Genomic DNA, 18,136 nt, shown 5'->3' with positions numbered 1-18,136 from the left:
CGGGCTCAGGCCGGGGCGCCGTAGGGCGATTTCAGCTCCCCGGATTTCAGGGCCGGCGGGTAGAGGATCACCTTGGCGCCCGGCTTCTTGTACTTCTCGAGGTCGCCATCGGCGATGTTCTGGAACTGCACGAAGAGGTTGCGCGGCTCCGCCCATTCGCCGAGCGCGCTGAAGCGGATCGGCCCGACGATGGTCTCGAAGCCGTTGGCGTGCATGTCCTTCGCCAGCGCCTCCTGGTCGATCTTCCCGATGCGGGCGAGGGACTGCGCGATCACCTGCATCTGCGCATAGGCATAGGGCTGCAGGTAGTTGCCCAGGACATCGGTCTGCTCGGCCGGGGCGCGGGCGCGGTACTTCTCCTGGAACTCGACCACGCCGGGGAATTGCATGGTGGGCTCGGGCGAATAGACGTCCCAGGTCACCAGGTTGTTCAGGATCGGGCCGAGCTGCGCCTGCACGGCGGCGATCTGCGGCCCGACCATGCCGCCGCCGAGCAGCGCCGCGCTCAGCTTCAGCTCGCTGACCGCGCGCAGGATGCCGTTGGAATCCGGCGGGTAGGAGGCGAAGAACACCACATCCGGCCGCTGCGCCTGGATGGCGCGGATGGTGGGCGTGAAGTCCACCGTGGTCGGCGGGTAGGAACGGTCGTAGACGATGCGCAGCCCGTATTCGCGCGCCATGCCCCGCACGCTCTCGGCGGCGCGCTGGGCGAAGTCGTTGTCGACCGCGAGGATGGAGAGGCTGCGCACCGGATGCGGCAGCATCTTCGTGCATTCCAGGAAGCCGCGGGCATAGTGGCCCTTGATGTCGTCGCCGGTGACGTTCATCGAGAAGTAGCGGTCGTATTTCAGCCGCTCGTTCACCCCGGCGCCGAACAGCGTCACGTAGCACATACCGCGCTGCATCACGACCGGCATGGAGGGCGCGATCATCGCCGTGGCATAGGGCGAGGTGACGAGATCGACCTTGTCCACATCGACGAGCTTCGTATAGAGCGCCGGGACATTCGCCGGGTTGGACTGGTCGTCATAGCTGACGAGCTGCACCGGCCGGCCGAGCAACCCGCCCCTGGCGTTCACGTCTTCCGCCCAGATGCGCTGCGCGAGCTGCGCCGAGCGGCCATTGGCGGCCAGCCCGCCCGAGAGCGACATCGAGCAGCCGATGCGGATCGGGTTGGCGCCCTGGCCGAGCGCCGGCCAAGGCGCGATGGCGGAACCGGCCGCCGTCGTCAGCGCCCCGGCGAGGGCCGTGCGCCCCAGGCCGCGGCGGGTCAACTCGCTCATCCGTCCTCTCCTCCCCCTGGCCGTCCGCCCCCTGTCGTGGCGGTTCGGCGCTGCTTCCCATCCATGTCCTCAGCCGCCGGGCGCGGGCCCCGGACCAGTCGGGGACCGGTCCGTTGGCATGCGTCCTACTCCGCCGCCGGCAGGATGCTCGACGGATCGGCGCCGACCCGGCCGGCGCGCTCGCCCTCGGCCAGGCGCGACAGGCGGAAATCGTAGCGCACCGCGGCGATGTCGGGCCGCGGCGCGCCGGGCAGGCCGCGCTCCGGCGTCACCACCAGCGAGCGGGAGACGCCGAAGACGGTGTCGCTGTCGATATTGGGGTCGTCGCCGAGATAGAGCGCGGTCACCAGCTCGCGGTAGCCCGGCGCCTGCACCAGGATGTGGATATGCGCCGGCCGCATGCCGTGCCGGTTCTGCTGCCGCACCATGCGCCCAACCGGCCCGTCCATCGGGATGGAATAACCGATCGGCTTCACCGTGCGCATGTCGAAGCGCCCCGCCGCATCGGTGCGGTAGCGGCCGCGCAGGTCCATCACCTCCGGGTCGTTAGCCTGCAGGTCGTAGAGGCCATGCGCGTCGGTCTGCCAGATGTCGATCTCGGCGCCGGCGACGGGCCGTCCCTCGGCATCGGTAACCTCGCCGAAGAGGATCAGCGGCTCGCCACTTGTCGCATGCACGGCGATGCTCTCGCCGGCGGCGAATTCCGGCGCCTTCTCGCGGAAGAAGGGGCCGAGCAGGCTGGTCTCGGTGCCCGCCGCCTCGCGCCCCTCGGCATCGTGCATCAGGTTGACGAGGCGGGAGAGGCCGAGCACGTCGGAGAGCAGGATGAACTCCTGCCGGTAGGGCGTGCAGGCCTGGCCAACGGCGGTGAGGAAGCCGATGCCGGCCAGCCATTCCTCCGGCTTCAGCTCCACCTCCCGCGCGAAGTCGTGCAGGTGGCGGATGGCGGCGGCCATGATCTCGCGCTGCCGGGGATCGGGCATGCGCGCGATCTGCGCCAGGGCCTCCTCGGTCACGCCCATGCGGTCGAGGTCGGGCATTCCGCTCACTCCCTGCCTGTGCCGGGGCTGCCCCCGGTGCCGCTTGGCGGCTTGCCGGCAACGATGCTGGGGCGGCGCGCGGCGGTCAATGCGCATCGGCGTGCCCGTCGCGAACTTATATCACCGGCCCCTCAATCGCCGGGCGGGCTGTTCCGCAACCCTTGACCACGCCGCGTCGCGCCGCGAGGCGCGCCAATGGGCGCGACCGGCGGCGCCCGTTCGGGCGCTCGGCATGGAGGGAGCAGTCATGCCGGCGGTATCAGCCCCCACCCGACCAGACGGCGGGATCGGCGACCGGCCGGCCGCTCAGCGCCAGCAGCCGCGTCAGGGTCAGGCCGAGCGAGGGGTCCGCCTCCGGCCGCGGCAGCCGCCGCTCGATGAAGGCGCCGAGATGCCGGCTGACCGCGACGGCGGCGCGCGAGGGCGGGATGCGGGCGGCGCCGTAGCGCCGCAGCGCGGCGGGGATGTCGGGCTCGGCCGCCAGCGCCTCGGCCAGCGCCCGCGCGTCCTCGGCCGCCTTCAGCACGCCGACGCCGACATGCGGCCGGGCGGTGAAGCCGGCATCGCCGAGCAGCGCGACGCGGCCGAAGCCGAGCGCCGGGCTTTCCAGGTCGACGATCGGCTGCACCAGGAATTGCCGGGCGCGCCGCGGCGCCTCGGCATAGGGGGCGGGCAGGCGGGCGGCGGCATCGGCCTGCAGCGCGGCGATGTGCTGCGGCCGGATCAGAGCCGGCGGGATGGCGAGGGGGTGCCGCCGCCCGGCGGCATCGGTCAGCAGGTCGTCCAGCGCCGCCCCGGCATCGACCGGGTAGTACCAGAGGAAATTGTAGCGCCGCTCGCCCGGCGCCACGCTGTCGCCGGCGCCCGGCACCGGATAGCCGATGAACTCGCCCTTGCCCGGGAAGCCGAAGGTGAACTGGGTGAAGATGCGGGCGAAGCCAGCGGAGAATTCCGCCTCCTCCACCAGTCCGCGCCAGCCGACATAGCCGGCATAGACCGGCTGCGCGGCGGGGGCGACGGCGGCGCGGACGGCGGAGCGCAGCCCGTCGGCGCCGACCAGCAGCTCGCCCGTCGCGCTGCTGCCATCGGCGAAATGCGCGGTGACGCCGGCCGCGTCCTGCGCCAGCCCGACCAGCTCCTGCCCGGCCTGGTAGCGCTCGGCGGGGAAGGCGGCGCGCAGCGGGGCGAAGATCCGCCCCCAGGCCGTGACGTATTGCGGATAGGCCTCGCGCGCCACCACCGCGCCGCTCGCATCCACGGCGCAGCGGCCGGGGACGTGGACGCCGGGCGGGTTCTCGTCCCGCACCCCGGCGAGGGCCATGATGGCCTGGGTCTCGGCATGATGCGCGATGCCGGTGCCGCGCGAGTCCAGCCCCTGCCTCGCCCGCTCATGCACCGTGACGTCCCAGCCGTGGCGCAGCAGCAGGTTGGCGGCGAAGAGGCCGCCGACCGAGCCGCCGATGACGATGGCGCGCCGGGTTGCTCCCGTCGCCATGGATGGTTCCTCCCGCGCCGTGGCGCCGGAGGGAAGCGCAGCAGGGATCGGCGGCAAGCGCAAGCGCCCTTCCCTGGCCTTTCCCCGGGCGCGCCCTCCCGAACAGGCGCCACCCGTTGCCCTGCCGCGGCTTGGCCGCGGCAGGCTGTGATGCGCCTGCGATCAGAAGCGAATCACGGGGCCCCCGCGACGGCGCGCAGCCATGTCGTGGGGAGATCTACCGCAGCAACACCGGCAGCATCGCATCCAGCCGCAGCCGCCCCTCCTCGGTCGCCACCAGCCGGCCGGTCCCGCTCCCTGGCTCGGTCCAGGCGAGGTAGCCCTCCTCCAGGCAGGCGGCGAGCATCGCCGGGTCCACCGCCTCGGCCAGCGTCCGCCCGCTGCGCGCCAGCAGCCGCGCCGGGTCGATGCCCTCGGCTAGGCGCAGCCCCATCAGCAGCGCCTCGCGCGCCCGCTCCTCGGGGTCCAGCGCCAGCTCCTCCGTCACCGCATGGCCCTCGCGCTCGACCCGCGCCAGCCATTCCTCCGGCGCCCGGTGGCGGCGGGCGGCGAGCAGGGCGCCGCCGAGGCCGAGCCGCTGATGCGCTCCCGGCCCGATGCCGAGATAGTCGCCATAGCGCCAGTAGACGAGGTTGTGCCGGCTCTCCGCCCCCGGCTTCGCGTAGTTGGAGACCTCGTAGGGCTGCAGGCCGAAGCCCGCCGCCTCCTCCGCCGTCGCGGCATAGAGCCGGGCGGCCTCTTCCTCCTCCGGCAGGCGGAAGGCGCCGCGGCCGTATTCGGTGGCGAAGCGCGTCCCCGGCTCGATGGTGAGCTGGTAGAGCGAGAGATGGTCGGCGGCCAGCGCCAGGGCGCGCCGCAGCTCGGCCCGCCAGGCGGCCTCGGCCTGGCCCGGCCTGGCATAGATCAGGTCGAAGGAGAGGCGGGGAAAGAGCGCCCGCGCCGCCTCCAGCGCCGCGATGGCCTGCGCCACGTCGTGCCGGCGGCCGAGGAAGCGCAGCGCCTCCGGCTCCAGCGACTGCACGCCGAGGGAGAGGCGGTTCACCCCGGCGGCGCGGAACGCGGCCAGCTTCGCCGCCTCGACGCTGGTCGGGTTGGCCTCCAGCGTGATCTCGACATCCTCCGGCGCCTCGAACAGCGCCCTGGCATCGGCGATCAGCGCGGCCACCGTCTCGGGCTCCATCAGGCTCGGCGTGCCGCCGCCGAAGAAGATCGAGGCCAGCGGCCGCCGGCCCGTCGCGCCATTGGCCCGGCCCGCCTCCCGCGCCAGCTCCCGCCGCAGCGCGTCGCGCCAGCGCGGCTGGTCGATGCGCTCCCGCACATGGCTGTTGAAGTCGCAATAGGGGCACTTGGCGGCGCAGAAGGGCCAGTGGATGTAGAGGGCGAGGGGTTCGGTCACGGAGGGGATATGGCGGCGGCGGGGTCCTCTGTCGAACGGGTGCGGGCGGCGCTGCTGGCGGCCGGCCATCCCGACACCATCATCGCCGTCCCGGAGAGCGCGCGCAGCGCCGCCGAGGCGGCCGCCGCGGTCGGCTGCGACATCGCGCAGATCGCCAAGTCGATCCTCTTCCGGGCCGGGGCGGGCATGGGCGAGCGGCCGGTGCTGGTGGTGGCGAGCGGCGCGCACCGGGTGGACATGGCGCGGGCCTCGGCGGCGCTCGGCCTGGCGCTGGAGCAGGCCGAGGGACGCTGGGTGCGCGAGGTCACCGGCTTCGCCATCGGCGGCGTCGCGCCGCTCGCCCACCGCATCCCGCCGCTGACGCTGCTGGACGAGGCGCTGTTCCGGCATGCGGAGGTCTGGGCCGCGGCCGGCTCGCCCCGGCATGTCTTCCGCACCACGCCGGAGGAACTGCGGCGCCTCTCGGGCGGGACGGTCGCGGCGGTGGCGGAGGGTTGAGATGCCGCTGCCCGCCACCTCGCTCTACGCCGCGCTGCTGGCCTGGCTGTTCCTGCTGCTCTCGCTCCGCGTCATCCGGCTGCGGCAGCGCCATGGCATCCTGCTCGGCACGTCGCACCGGCTGGTCGAGCGGGCGGTGCGGGCGCATGGCAATTGCGCGGAATACGGGCCGCTCGGGCTGCTGCTGCTCGGGCTGCTGGAGGGGATGGGCCTGCCGCCCTGGGGCGTGCACGCGCTCGGCACCGCGCTGCTCGCCGGCCGGGCGGTGCATGCCTTCGGCATCAGCCGCGAGCCGGAGGCGCTGCGCTGGCGGGTGGCGGGCATGGCGCTGACCTTCGCCCTGCTCGGCCTCGGCGGGGCGGCACTGCTCGGGCTGGTGCTGGCCGATGCGGCGGGGCGGCTGTAGCGGGAAGCGGTTTCGCCCCGCCGGGATCAGCCCTAGGCTCCCCGCACCACGCAGGAGGAGACGACCATGCCGACCACCGTGAAGCAGATGCTCGCCGAAGCCAATGCCGCCGTGCCGCGGATCAGCCCGGAGGAGGCCAAGGCGCTGCACGCGAAGGGCGAGGCGGTGTTCATCGACCTGCGCGAGCCGGCCGAGCTCGCCGCCTCCGGCACCGTCCCCGGTGCCCTGCCGATCCCGCGCGGGCTGCTGGAATTCCGCGCCGATCCCGAGAGCCCGGACCGCAATCCCGCCTTCGCCAAGCCGGTGGTGGTCACCTATTGCGCCTCGGGCGGCCGCGCCGCGCTGGCGGGCAAGGTGCTGCAGGAGCTCGGCTACGGCGATGTCCGCAACCTCGGCGGCTTCAAGGACTGGGTCGAGGCCGGCGGTCCGGTGCAGAAGGGCTGAGCCGGCGGGGAAGGAGAGGCGGCATGCGGATCCTCGTCATCGGCGCGGGCGCGCTCGGCGGCTATTTCGGCGGGCGGCTGCTGGAGGCGGGGCGCGACGTCACCTTCCTCGTCCGGCCGCGCCGCGCCGAGCAGCTCGCCCGCCACGGGTTGGTGCTCGACAGCCTGCACGGCAATGCCAGCCTGCGGCCGCGCACGGTGCAGGCGAGCGGGCTGGAAGGCCCCTACGACCTGGTGCTGCTGGCGGTGAAGGCGCCGGCGCTCGAGGCGGCGATGGCCGACATGGCGCCGGCGGTCGGCCCCGGCACCACCATCCTGCCGGTGCTGAACGGCATGCGGCATCTCGACCTGCTCGGCGCCCGCTTCGGCGCGGCGCGCGTGCTCGGTGGCGTCGCGCAGATCCCGGCGACGCTCGGGCCGGAGGGGCAGGTGATCCACCGCATGAGCCCCGACCACCAGCTCATCTTCGGCGAGGTCGCGGGCGGGCTCTCGGATCGGGTGCGGGCGATCGAGGCGGCCTTCGCGGGCGCCAATTTCCGCCCGCGGGCGAGCGAGGCGATCCTGCAGGAGATGTGGGAGAAATGGGCCGGTCTCGCCAGCCTGGCCGGCGCCACCTGCCTGATGCGCGGGACGGTCGGCGACATCCTGGCGGCGCCGGGGGGCGAGGCGTTCCTGCGTGGGATCTTCGCCGAGTGCAGCGCCGTCGCCGCCGCGGCGGGGCATGCGCTGCGCCCGCCGATGGTCGAGGCGGCGACCAGCTTCCTCGGCAAGCCCGGCTCGCTGCTCACCGCCTCGATGCTGCGCGATGTCGAGCGCGGCAGCCCGGCCGAGGGCGAGCATGTGCTCGGCGACATGATCGCCCGCGCCGGGCAGCTCGGCGTGCCGGTGCCGCTGCTGGCCCTTGCCCGGCTCCATCTCGGCACCTACGAGGCGCGGCGCCGGCGCGAGGCGGCGGCCGGCTGAGTGGCCCTGCCGCGGCTGCGCCGCGGCAGGCTGCGACGCGCCTTGGACGCAGGGCGCATCGCGGGGAACACCTCAGCGCGGGAGTTGCGAGACCAGGCGGAAGCGCTGCGCCCGCTTGCCGGTATCCACCTCGGTGGTGAAGACATTGCCGCGGCTGTCGACGGCCATGTTGTGCACCCAGTGGAAGTCGCCGGCATTGCGGCCGTTGCGCCCGAAGCGGCCGAGCGCCGCGCCGTCGCCGCGCGCCAGCAGGTGCACGACATTGTTCGAGCCGTCGGCGGCCAGCAGCACGGATTGCGCCGGGTCGGGCAGGAAGTCCATGTCCCAGACCGAGCCGCTGCCGAGCGTCGCCGGCGCCACCACGAACTCCCGCACGAAGCGGCCATCCTTCTGGAAGACCTGGATGCGGTCATTGGCGCGGTCGCAGACATAGAGCAGGCCGTCCTGCGCCAGCCGCACGCAATGCACCGGGTTGCGGAAGAAGCGCGCCGGGCTGCTCGCCGCCTCGCCCGGGCGATAGGGCGGCAGCGCCTCATCCGGTGGCGGCCGCTCGCCATAGGCGCCCCAGTGGCGCTTGTAGGCGCCGGTCTCGGCATCGAAGACGATGACGCGGCGATTGCCGTAGCCATCGGCGACATAGATCTCGTTGGTCGCGGGATCGACCTCGACATCCGCCGGCCGGCCGAGCCGCTCGGTGTCGTTGCTGCCGCCGGTCTCGCCCGTCTTGCCGATCTGCAGCAGGAAGCGGCCGTCGCGGGTGAATTTCAGCAGCACATGGTCGTTCGGCCCGTTGCCGGCGATCCAGACATTGTCCTTGTGGTCGACATGGATGCCGTGCTCGTTCTCCGGCCAGCTTGGATGGTGGCCCGGCCCGCCCCAGGCCTGCACGACATTGCCGTCCGGGTCGAACTCGATCACCGAGGGGGCGGGGACGCAGCATTCGCTGAGCGGCGGCTCCTGCGCCGCGCCGGCCTCGTCCTTCGTCATGGTGCGGGGGCGGTGGATCACCCAGACATGGTCGCGCGCATCGACGGCGACGCCGGCCGCCTGGCCGATGCCCCAGCGGTTCGGTAGCGGCTTCGGCCAGACGGGATCGACCTGGTAGACCGGCGCGGCGGGCGGCGTGCCGGTCGGCGCCTGCGCCGCGGCGGGCGGCGCCGCGAGCAGCAGCAGGCCGAGCAGCCATCCGGCGGCCGCCGGGCCGCGATACACATGGCGCATCGGCCTTTCCTCCCTGTTGGTGCCGCGAGCCTCGGCCGCACCGCCCAGCCCCGTCAAGCGCCGACGCCTCCCGGACCCCGACCGCGCGCGGCCATCCCGTCGCCTCCCGTTGCCCTGCCGCGGCTTCGCCGCGGCAGGCTGTGACGCCTCTCGGGCCCGAGGCGAATCACGGGACCCCCGCGAAGACGCGCAGCGACATCGTGGGGATTACCTATTGCGGCTCGATCCCCGCCTTGCGCGCCGCCTCGCCCCATTTGCGCATCTCCGCCTCGGTGAAGGCGCGGATCTCCTCCGGCGTCGAGGTCACCACCTCGGCGCCGAGCGTGCGGTGCTTCTCCACCACCTCGGGCCGCTTCAGCGCCGCGACGCAATCGGCGTTCAGCTTCGCCAGCACCGGCGCCGGCAGCCCGGCCGGGGCGATCACCATGCCCCAGGTCGAGGCCTCGAAGCCCCGCAGCGTCTCGCCCACCGTCGGCACCTCGGGAAGCTGCGGAGCCCGCTTCGCGCCGGTCGTCGCCAGCGCCTTGAAGGCGCCGGAGGTGATGTGCGGCAGCGCCGCGGGAACGGTGTCGAACATGATGTCGACGCGCCCGGCCATCAGGTCGGGATGCGCCTGGGTGCTGCCGCGATAGGGCACGTAGCTGAGCTCGGTGCCGGTCTGCTGGCCGAACAGCACCGGGGCGAGCCGCACCACCCCGCCGGTGCCGGCGAAGGTGACGCCGGGATTCTTCTTCGCATGGGCGATCAGCTCGGCGATGGTGTTCGGCGCGAAGCCCTTGCCGGCGCAGACGACCAGCGGCGTCGAGGTGGTCTGGGTGACGAAGCTGAAGTCGCGCAGCGTGTCGTAGGGCAGCTTGTAATAGGCGGCATTCACCGGATGCCCGACCGAGACGAGGCCGAGCGTGTGGCCGTCCGGCGCGCTGCGGGCGACGGCTTCCGTGCCGATCACGCCATCCGCGCCCGGCCGGTTCTCGACCGGCACCGGCTGGCCCCAGAGCGCGGCCAGCGGCTCGGCCATGATCCGCGCGGTGATGTCGGAGACGCCGCCCGGCGTATAGGGCACGACGATGCGCACCGGGCGGTTGGGGAAGCCTCCCCCCTGGGCCAGGGCGCGGCGGGCGAGCAGCAAGGCGGGCGCGGCAAGGGCCGCGCGGCGGGCGATGGGCATGGTCGTTCCTCCCGGAAGCTGGGCGTCTCGCGCCGATCCTGCCGCGCCCTGGCGCCGCAGGCCATGGCGCCCCCCTTGGCCGCCCCCCTTGGCCGTCCCCTGGCCGATGCCGGATGACGGCGGCGCCCGGGGGATGGCATGGTCCCGCCGCCATGACAGAGCTTGCCCCGCCGCCGATGACCGCCCTGGACGAGGCATCACCCGCCGCGGGGCAGTGGCGCTACTGGCGGCCGGCGGCGGCACTCGTCGAGCTCGGCACGCTGCAGGGGCGGGAGGTCGGGCTGCCGCCGCATTTCCACGCCGAGGACCAGCTCACCGTCGTGCTCGCCGGCCGGCGCCGCTTCGTCCTGGGCGGGCGGATGGTCGTCCTGGCCGCCGGCCAGGGCGCGCTCATCCCGGCGGGGGTGCCGCACCGCTCCCTCGCCGAGCCGGAGGGCGTCCTCTGCCTCAACGCCTATCTGCCGGCCGGCAGCGACGCCGCGGCCGCGCTGGACGGCTGCCTCGCGGCCGGCGGCTGGCCGCGGGGCGCGGTCCCGCCGTCGGCGGGCCTGGAGGCGGCGGCGTGCAGGCGCGCCGCTGCCGCGCCTCCCGGCGGTCCCGCCCCGCCGCCGGCCGGCCCCGTCCGTCGGGTCGCCGCGCAGGCGGGGATGAGCCGGGAGGGCTTCACGCGCCGCTTCGCGCGGCGGCACGGCATGCCGCCGCACGCCTTCTGGCTCATGCAACGCCTGAACCTGGCCCGGAGGCTGCTCCGCGCCGGGGAGGGCATCGCCGCGGCGGCGGCCGAGGCCGGCTTCGCCGACCAGAGCCATCTCGGGCGCTGCTTCCGCCGCGTCTTCGGCGTCACGCCCGGCCGCTACCGCGCCGGCGAGCCGCCGTCACAGCCGTTCCAGACCGGGTGGTGAGCCGGCGGCAGGATCCCGCCACGGCGCCGCGAGGCTGCGGCGCCCGGCACGGAGGCCATGGGATGATGCCAGGTGGGGACCCGTCGTGAACGCGCTTCTCTCCCTCGCCGTGATCGGCGCCGGCATGAGCGTCGCGTTCCAGCAGGTGCTGAACGCGAAGCTGCGCGGCGAGCTCGGCTCGCCCTGGTGGGCGGGCTTCGCCAGCTACGCCGTCGGCCTGCTCGCCATGCTCCTCGCCGTCCTGCTCAGCGGCGGGCCGCCGCTCTCGGCGGCGATGATCGGGCGCACCTCCTGGCTCTCCTGGGCCGGGGGGATCTTCGGCGCCCTCTTCATCGCCACGGCGATCCTGGCGGTGCCGCGCCTCGGCGCCGCGACCGTGCTGGCGCTGATCGTGGTCGGGCAGATGCTCGCCTCGCTCGCCTTCGACCATCTGGGCGCCTTCGGCCTGGCGCAGCACCCGGCGACGCCGCTGCGGCTGGCCGGGGCGCTCTGCCTCCTCCTCGGCGTCCTGCTGATCCGCGCCTGACCGCGGCGGCCCGGGCCGCCGTTTCGCAACTTATGCGGAACGGCCGCGCTTGCGACTGCCGGGGCTGTCCCCCGTCTGCTATCGGCGGCCGCCCATTGTCCGGGATCCGGCCGTCTTCCCGGGAGGTACCACGCATGTCCTTCACGTCCCGCCTCGCGCTGACGCGCCGCGCCGCCCTGGCCCTCGGCACCGCCGGGCTGGCTTCTCCCTTGGCCACCCCCGCCCTCGGCCAGGCGCCCTGGCCGAACCGGCCGATCACGCTGGTCGTCGGCTTCCCGCCCGGCGGGCAGACCGATTTCGCCGCGCGGGTGCTGCAGAACGGGCTGCAGCAGGCGCTCGGCCAGCCGGTGGTGATCGACAACCGCGGCGGCGCCGGCGGCAATCTCGGCACCGAGACGGTGCTGCGGGCGAAGCCGGACGGCTACACGCTGCTGGTCGGCAATGCCAACCCGCTGGTGATCAACCCGCACAGCATGCCGTCCATGAAGATCAACCCGATGGAGCTGGTGCCGATCGGCATGATGCTGCAGAGCGGGCTGATCTTCTGCCTGCATCCCTCGGTCCCGGCGACGACGGTGGCGGAGTTCGCCGCCTGGGCGAAGGGGAAGAAGGGCGATGTCGATTACGGCTCGGCCAGCTCGGGCAGCCTCTCGCATGTGGCGATGGAGCTGTTCAGGAGCCGCATCGGCGGGCCGGAAATGACGCATGTCCCCTATCGCGGCAGCGGCCCGGCCATGCAGGACTTCATCGCCGGCCGCTTCCAGATCATGTGCGACGCGGCCAGCGTGGTGGCGCCCTTCATCGAGGCGAAGCAGCTCAAGGCGCTGATGGTGACGACGCCGGAGCGGATCCCGGCCTTCAAGGACATCCCGACCGCGGCCGAGCAGGGGGTGGCGGATTTCGTGGTGCTCGCCTGGATCGGCCTCTTCGCGCCGAAGGGCACGCCGCCCGAGATCGTGCAGCGCGCCAATGCCGCGGTGAACCAGGCCTGCGCCGATGCCGCGATCCGGCAGAACATCGTCAGCCGCGGCGACGAGCCGGGCGGCGGCACGGCGGAGCAGCTCGGCGAGATCATGCGCCGCGACCATGCCCGCTGGGGCGAGGTGGTGCGGGCGAACAACATCCGCGCCGAATAGCGGGCACGGCGCGGCGGCGCGGCGCAGTCCCACTCGCCGCCGCGCCCCGCGCCTGCGAGAAGCGGCCATCGCCCATGCATGTCCTCGCCCGCCGCCATGTCCGCCTGCTGCGCCACCGGGCTCGCCGGGCGGTCCGGCTGCGCAGCCTCGTCCGCACCAGCGAGGTGGCGATCGTCCTCCTCGCCACCGTCACCGGCGCCCTGGTCGGGGTGCTGGCCTGGGCCATGGGGGCGATGGCGGGGGCGCTGCACCTGCTCCTCTTCGGCATCGCGCCGCAGATGCGGCTTTCCGCCACCGCCTTCATCCCCTCCTGGCGGCTGCTGCTGGTGCCGGCGCTGGGCGGCCTCGCCCTCTATGGCATGAACCGGCTGCTGCGGCGCTGGCGGCCGAAGTCGCCGGTCGACCCGATCGAGGCGAATGCGCTGCATGGCGGGCGGATGAGCCTCTCGGATGCCGCGGTGGTCGGGGCGCAGACCATCCTCTCGAACGGCGTCGGCGCCTCGGTGGGGCTGGAGGCGGGCTATGCCCAGGCCGGCGGCGGCCTCGCCTCGCGCCTCGGCCGGCTCGTCGCGCTGCGGCGCGGCGACCTGCGGGTGCTGGTCGGCGCCGGCACGGCGGGCGCCATCGGCGCCGCCTTCGACGCGCCGCTGACCGGCGCCTTCTATGCCTTCGAGCTGGTGATCGGCACCTACAGCATCGGCTCGCTCTTTCCCGTGGTCGCTTCGGCGGTGGCGGCGACGCTGGTGGCGCGGCTGCTGCAGGCCGGGACCTATGCGGTCGAATCCGTGGCCCCGACGGTGGTGGACACCGAGCTCTACCCGCTGGCCCTGCTGGTCGGCGCGCTCTCCGGCCTCGCCGCCATCGCGCTGATGCGCGGCGTGGCGCTGACCGAGCTGGCGCTGACGCGCGCCATCCCCTCGGCGGCGCTGCGGCTGATGCTGGGCGGGCTCTGCGTCGGCGGGCTGGCCATGGTCTCGACCGTCGCCCTCTCGGCCGGGCATGGCGCGCTGCACCTCGCCTTCATCACCGAGACGCCGGCGCGGCTGCTGCTGCTGCTGATCGTGGTGAAGTCGCTCGCCTCCATGGTCTCGGTGGCAAGCGGCTTCCGCGGCGGGCTGTTCTTCGCCTCGCTGCTGATCGGCGCGCTCGGCGGCAAGCTCTTCGCCGGCATCATGGCGCTGATCGCGCCGCCCGGGCCGGATGCGCTGGTGATGTCGCTGGTGGGGATGAGCGCCTTCGGGGCGGCGGTGATCGGCGCGCCGCTCGCCATGACCTTCCTCGCGCTCGAGACCACGGGCAGCCTCGCCGTCGCCGGGCTGGTGCTGGCGGCCGTCGCGGTGGCCGGGCTGATCGTGCGCCGGCTGTTCGGCTATTCCTTCGCCACCTGGCGCTTCCACCTACGCGGCGAGGCGATCCGCAGCGCGCATGACATCGGCTGGATCAACGACCTGACGGCGGGGCGGCTGATGCGGCGGGACCCGCGCACCGTGCCGGCGAGCATGGACCTCGCCGCCTTCCGCAAGGCGGTGCCGCTCGGCGCCGCGACGCAGGTGGTGCTGCTGGACGAGGGCGGGCGCTATGCCGGCATCGCCTCGGTCGCCGAGGCGCATGCGGCGCCGCCCGAGACCGGGACGGTCGGCGCGCTGGCGCGGCTGCGCGACCGGGTGCTGCTGCCGCGCACCAATGCCCGCGACGCCATGGCGATCTTCGAGGCGGCGGAGGCGGAGGCGCTGGCGGTGGTGGACGGGCCGGGGCGGCGGGTGCTCGGCCTGCTGACCGAGGCGCATCTGCTGCGCCGCTACGGCGAGGAGGTGGAGAAGCGCCGGCGGGAGGAGAGCGGGATCGCGCCGGGATGACGGTGCGGTTTAGATAGACAACCGGATGTCCGAGATGGGTGGAAAGCGGTCATAGCTCCCGCGAGCGGCGAGGCAGCATCCGCGCCTGATCCGTTTACCGTTTTCCATCTCAACCCGGCAGTTTCGGGAAAGCGTCGCCTGCTCCTGCTGCCCTTTCCCGCGTACACACGGCATTCCGTCCCCACGTTCCTTACGGGAATGGTGATCGAGCCCGCAGAGATGCGACGGCGAGCCAAGTGGACTGAAAACAACATGTTCGGGCGTGCTGCCGACCAACGTCGGCTTCGGCCGACGTTTCGGCCGTGAAGGTGCCATCATCCCGTTCCTTCACTATGCGGAACCGCGTTTAAAAGGCTGGGGGGCGTGAGTTGACCAAAAAATACTCGAACTCGGACCTGATGAAGTTCGCAGTCAAGGAGCAACTGAAGTGCACCGAATACCCCAAGGTGGGAGTCGTCGTCGCCAAGTACGGATTGATCCTGTCGACCGGCTTCCGCGGCGAGGTTGCCAAGAAACATGCCGAACGGGTGGCCCTCGAGAAGTTGGCGATGACCGATCGGATTGGGTCGACGGTCTTCACCACCCTGGAGCCGTGCGTTGCTCTTCAAGCAAACCAAGCGACTGAGTCATGCGCGGACCTGATTATCGCGTCCGGGGTTCGCGAGGTGTTCGTCGGTGTGCTTGATCCCAACGGCACCATCTATTCCCAAGGCTTCAGGAAACTCCTGGAGAACAACATCAGCGTTAAGTTCTTCAACAGGAAGCTGCGGGACGCTGTTGAGCAGGAGACCTTCGAGTACGGTGAGATCGAGAAGGTGATTGGACCCGGCAAGCGCCGCGTGCCCGTGGTCGGAAGCGGGATCGGTATCAAGGTTCAGTTCAGCGAAACCGATCAGCGGACGATCGACATTTCATGGCAGACCCTGCAGCCCGCTCACGGGTGCGTGGATCTCTCAAGCTCCAACGGGGCCGTCAGGATCGCGGCGGGTGCCAGCAGGTTCAGCGACATCACCGCCCCGACCGTCTTCAGATTCCCGAGCCATTTCGCCAGGATGAAGAAGGACATGATCGCGATCGTTCTGCCAGAGGGGTCCACGTTCTGTGTCCTAATCAAGCTGATCGACCTATTCGAGAACGACATCCTGCTTCAGTGGGAAGTCTGGAATGTGCAATAACGACATCCTGCTTCAGTGGGAAGTCTGGAATGTGCAATAAATGACTGCGATGATCGAAGCGGTGTGAATCCGGCCGGCTTAGCTCGGGCGACTTGGCTGCCTTTTCTCCTTTCGCCATCCTTTTCAGGAAAGTCAGGGCGCCGTTGTTAGGACGGCGAGAGTCGGCTTTGAGTCGGTGGAAGCCATCCCTGGATCATGGGGAAACAGGCTCCAGGGTCCACGATCCAGCGGCTCCGCGGGACGCATAGTCGCACCCCGACCCTCGATACGCCACAGCCTGCCGCGGCAGGGCAACGGGATGCGCCACACGAAAATGTCGGTCGCGATCCTGCAACCGGATCGGCCAGCGGCGGTTCTTCGGCGGCCACGGGGCGCCGGGCATCACTGGTGAGCCGCCGGGCTCTGGATGCCCTCGGCGCCATGCGGCGGAGGCCGACACGCCCCAGGAGACAGGAGACCGCTATGGACAAGAACGAGATCGAGGGCACGGCCCGCAACGTCGCCGGCAAGGCCCAGGAGGCCTATGGCAAGTTCACCGACGATGCCGAGCACGAGGCGAAGGGCGTCGCCCGCCAGGTGGCCGGCAAGGCGCAGGAGGCCTATGGCGATGCGCGCGACGTCGCCCGCGACGCGGCCCGCCAGGTCGGCCAGGTGGTGGAGAAGCAGCCGGTGCTCTCGCTGCTCGTCGCCGGCGCCGTCGGCTATGCGCTGGCGCTGCTGACCCTCGGCGCGGTGGATCGCGGCTCCCGCCGCTGGTAGGGCGGGAAGGGCCTCTCGCCGCGCGGCGGGAGGCCCGCTGCCGTCGCCTTCCCGAAGCGCCGTTTGACGCTTTCGCCGCCCGTTGTCCTGCCGCGGCTTTGCCGCGGCAGGCTGTGATGCATTCGGGCTCAGAAGCGAATCATGGGGCCCCCGCGGCGGCGCGCAGCGACGTCGTGGGGATCGATTATCGCGCCAACCGGAACTCCATCGCCCGGGTCAGCTCGGAGAGCGGTGCCTGATAGGCGATGCCCTTGCGCATGGCCCAGATATTCACCTGATGATGGATCGGGATCACGGCGACATCACGCACGTAGCCGATTCTTATGATCTCCCAATAGGCCTTCTCCCGCGCCGCGGTGTCCATGACGGTCAGCGCCCGGTCGATCATGCGGTCGAGCTCGGGATTGCTGTAATGCGAGGGACGCGGGCGGGTGCCGCGGCCGCGCGGCGGGTCGGGCGTCGCCAACATCAGCGAGAGATGCGTGTCCGGCTCGCCGGTCGAGGTGCTCCAGCCGGTCAGCGCGACGGAATGCTCGTCCCGCACCCCGCCGGCGGTGAAGAAGACGCTGGCCGGGCTGGTCTGCACCGCGGTCTTCACCCCGATCCGCGTCCACATCTGGGCGATCGCCTGGGCGATGGCGTCGTCGTTCACGTAGCGGTCGTTCGGGCCGTGCAGGGTGAGGGCGAAGCCCTCCGGATAGCCGGCCTCGGCGAGGAGCTTGCGCGCCCCCTCGGGGTCGTAGGCCGGGACGGGGATGGAGGGGTCGTAGCCCATCGCCCCCTGCGGCTGCGCCTGGCCCGTGGGCAGGGAGAAGCCCTCCATGATCTGCCGCCTGATGCCCTCGCGGTTGATCGCCATGGACAGGGCGCGGCGCACCCGCAGGTCGCGCAGCGGGTTGGTCGGCAGCCGGTTGCCCGCCTTGTCGGTGACATGCGGCGTCTGCTCGCGGCTGGCATCGACATAGAGGTAGATCAGCCTGAGGCCGGGGCGGGCGGTGACGGAGAGCCGCGCATCCTGCTCCAGCCGCGCCACGTCGCGCGTCGGCACGGCGTCGATCGCGTCCACATCGCCCGATTGCAGCGCCGCGACGCGGGCGCTGTCATTGGTGATCATGCGGTAGGTCACCCGCTCCCAGGCCTGTTGCGGCCCCCACCAGGCGGGGTTGCGGGCGAAGACGGCGCGGTCGCCGAGGGCGAAGGAGGCGAGCCTGTAGGGGCCGGTGCCGATCGCTGCCTTGCCGCTGTTGTAGTCGGCCGTGCTCATGCCCTCGCCCTGCTTCCGGCCGATGACCGAGAAGGACATCATCATCTGCGGGATCAGCGGCAGCGGCTCGGCGGTGTGCAGGCGGATGGTGTAGGGGTCGACCACCTCCAGCCGCTGCACCGGGCGGATGTACTGGCCGAGCGAGGTCGGGCTGTTCGGCACGTTCGGCGCCCGCCCGAAGGTGAAGACCACGTCCTCGGCGGTGAAGGGCGCGCCGTCATGGAAGGTGACGCCGCGGCGCAGCCGGAACTCCCAGGTCCGCTCGTCGAGGATGGCCCAGCCCTCGGCGAGGCCGGGCGAGGGGCGCTGGTCGGCATCCGGATGCACCAGCCGGTCGAAGACGTGCCAGGTCAGCGCGTGGTTCGGCGAGAGATCGAAGACATGCGGGTCCATCGAGGTGAAGGCCCCGCCCACCGCGATGGTGATGTCGGCCCCCTTCGCCGGCGGGGTGCCGCAGGGGGCTGCCATGGCCATGGCCGCGATGGCCCAGCGCGCGCCGCGTCGCATCCGCTCGTCTCCCCTGTGCCGTCCCCGGGCCGCAGCCTGGCGGACCGGGAAAGCGCGATGCAAGCTTCATGCTAGCGCTCGAACGCTGACGCGCGTCC

Annotated in this window: 17 protein-coding genes; 10 read left to right on the top strand and 7 right to left on the bottom strand. The window is 72.3% G+C overall.

Annotation, left to right across the window (positions count from 1 at the left end):
* Nucleotides 1-5: 5 nt before the first annotated feature.
* The 4 genes from HJG45_RS24200 to hemW all read right to left on the bottom strand — a co-directional run bounded on the left by HJG45_RS24200 (nucleotide 6) and on the right by hemW (nucleotide 5,214).
* Entirely contained in the window at nucleotides 6-1,283 is a 1,278-nt protein-coding gene (locus tag HJG45_RS24200; protein ID WP_171615923.1) for an amino acid ABC transporter substrate-binding protein, read from the bottom strand.
* Nucleotides 1,284-1,408: 125 nt separating this feature from the next.
* Nucleotides 1,409-2,323, bottom strand: a complete 915-nt coding sequence (locus tag HJG45_RS24195) for a dioxygenase (RefSeq protein WP_171615921.1) — start codon at nucleotides 2,321-2,323, stop codon at nucleotides 1,409-1,411.
* A 259-nt stretch (nucleotides 2,324-2,582) separates the two neighbouring features.
* Nucleotides 2,583-3,818, bottom strand: a complete 1,236-nt coding sequence (locus HJG45_RS24190; protein WP_171615920.1) for an FAD-dependent monooxygenase — start codon at nucleotides 3,816-3,818, stop codon at nucleotides 2,583-2,585.
* Nucleotides 3,819-4,035: 217 nt separating this feature from the next.
* The gene (hemW, locus tag HJG45_RS24185; protein ID WP_368040668.1) at nucleotides 4,036-5,214 is read right to left on the bottom strand and encodes a radical SAM family heme chaperone HemW; all 1,179 of its coding nucleotides are present in this window, start codon (nucleotides 5,212-5,214) and stop codon (nucleotides 4,036-4,038) included.
* Between the two features lie 9 nt (nucleotides 5,215-5,223).
* On the opposite strand from hemW, the gene HJG45_RS24180 reads away from it, so the two are divergent.
* The 4 genes from HJG45_RS24180 to panE all read left to right on the top strand — a co-directional run bounded on the left by HJG45_RS24180 (nucleotide 5,224) and on the right by panE (nucleotide 7,524).
* Nucleotides 5,224-5,712: a YbaK/EbsC family protein gene (locus HJG45_RS24180; protein WP_171615916.1), complete on the top strand. Its 489-nt coding sequence runs from the start codon at nucleotides 5,224-5,226 to the stop codon at nucleotides 5,710-5,712.
* A gap of 1 nt (nucleotide 5,713) precedes the next feature.
* The gene (locus tag HJG45_RS24175; RefSeq protein ID WP_171615914.1) at nucleotides 5,714-6,118 is read left to right on the top strand and encodes an MAPEG family protein; all 405 of its coding nucleotides are present in this window, start codon (nucleotides 5,714-5,716) and stop codon (nucleotides 6,116-6,118) included.
* A gap of 66 nt (nucleotides 6,119-6,184) precedes the next feature.
* The gene (locus HJG45_RS24170) at nucleotides 6,185-6,562 is read left to right on the top strand and encodes a rhodanese-like domain-containing protein (protein ID WP_171615912.1); all 378 of its coding nucleotides are present in this window, start codon (nucleotides 6,185-6,187) and stop codon (nucleotides 6,560-6,562) included.
* Between the two features lie 23 nt (nucleotides 6,563-6,585).
* Nucleotides 6,586-7,524 carry a 2-dehydropantoate 2-reductase gene (gene panE / locus HJG45_RS24165; protein ID WP_171615910.1) on the top strand — a complete coding sequence of 313 codons (939 nt, stop codon included), beginning with the start codon at nucleotides 6,586-6,588 and terminating at the stop codon, nucleotides 7,522-7,524.
* Nucleotides 7,525-7,596: 72 nt separating this feature from the next.
* Here the strand turns inward: panE and HJG45_RS24160 are convergent, their stop codons facing one another.
* Nucleotides 7,597-8,745, bottom strand: coding sequence for a hypothetical protein (locus tag HJG45_RS24160; RefSeq protein WP_171615908.1), 1,149 nt, complete (start codon nucleotides 8,743-8,745; stop codon nucleotides 7,597-7,599).
* Nucleotides 8,746-8,956: 211 nt separating this feature from the next.
* Nucleotides 8,957-9,913 (bottom strand): tripartite tricarboxylate transporter substrate binding protein, encoded by a 957-nt coding sequence (locus tag HJG45_RS24155; protein WP_171615906.1) that lies wholly within the window; start codon nucleotides 9,911-9,913, stop codon nucleotides 8,957-8,959.
* A gap of 152 nt (nucleotides 9,914-10,065) precedes the next feature.
* Between HJG45_RS24155 and HJG45_RS24150 the strand changes: the two genes are divergently transcribed.
* The 6 genes from HJG45_RS24150 to HJG45_RS24125 all read left to right on the top strand — a co-directional run bounded on the left by HJG45_RS24150 (nucleotide 10,066) and on the right by HJG45_RS24125 (nucleotide 16,267).
* Entirely contained in the window at nucleotides 10,066-10,815 is a 750-nt protein-coding gene (locus tag HJG45_RS24150; RefSeq protein WP_254452747.1) for a helix-turn-helix domain-containing protein, read from the top strand.
* 85 nt (nucleotides 10,816-10,900) lie between these two features.
* The gene (locus tag HJG45_RS24145) at nucleotides 10,901-11,341 is read left to right on the top strand and encodes a DMT family transporter (RefSeq protein WP_171615904.1); all 441 of its coding nucleotides are present in this window, start codon (nucleotides 10,901-10,903) and stop codon (nucleotides 11,339-11,341) included.
* Nucleotides 11,342-11,475: 134 nt separating this feature from the next.
* Entirely contained in the window at nucleotides 11,476-12,477 is a 1,002-nt protein-coding gene (locus HJG45_RS24140; protein WP_171615902.1) for a tripartite tricarboxylate transporter substrate binding protein, read from the top strand.
* A 74-nt stretch (nucleotides 12,478-12,551) separates the two neighbouring features.
* Nucleotides 12,552-14,333: a chloride channel protein gene (locus HJG45_RS24135; protein WP_171615901.1), complete on the top strand. Its 1,782-nt coding sequence runs from the start codon at nucleotides 12,552-12,554 to the stop codon at nucleotides 14,331-14,333.
* Nucleotides 14,334-14,701: 368 nt separating this feature from the next.
* On the top strand, nucleotides 14,702-15,508 hold the full coding sequence (locus HJG45_RS24130) for a CMP deaminase (RefSeq protein ID WP_171615899.1): 807 nt from the start codon (nucleotides 14,702-14,704) through the stop codon (nucleotides 15,506-15,508).
* Nucleotides 15,509-15,970: 462 nt separating this feature from the next.
* Nucleotides 15,971-16,267, top strand: a complete 297-nt coding sequence (locus HJG45_RS24125) for a CsbD family protein (protein WP_171615897.1) — start codon at nucleotides 15,971-15,973, stop codon at nucleotides 16,265-16,267.
* A 184-nt stretch (nucleotides 16,268-16,451) separates the two neighbouring features.
* Here HJG45_RS24125 and HJG45_RS24120 read toward each other — a convergent pair whose 3' ends face one another.
* A complete protein-coding gene (locus HJG45_RS24120; RefSeq protein WP_171615895.1) occupies nucleotides 16,452-18,038 on the bottom strand; it encodes an ABC transporter substrate-binding protein in 1,587 nt (528 codons plus the stop codon).
* Nucleotides 18,039-18,136 lie beyond the last annotated feature (98 nt).

Source organism: Roseicella sp. DB1501 (assembly GCF_013112485.1).
Taxonomy (GTDB): domain Bacteria; phylum Pseudomonadota; class Alphaproteobacteria; order Acetobacterales; family Acetobacteraceae; genus Paracraurococcus.
The sequence above is the reverse complement of the archived record's forward strand: the minus strand, read 5'-3'. Positions and strand labels throughout refer to the sequence as shown.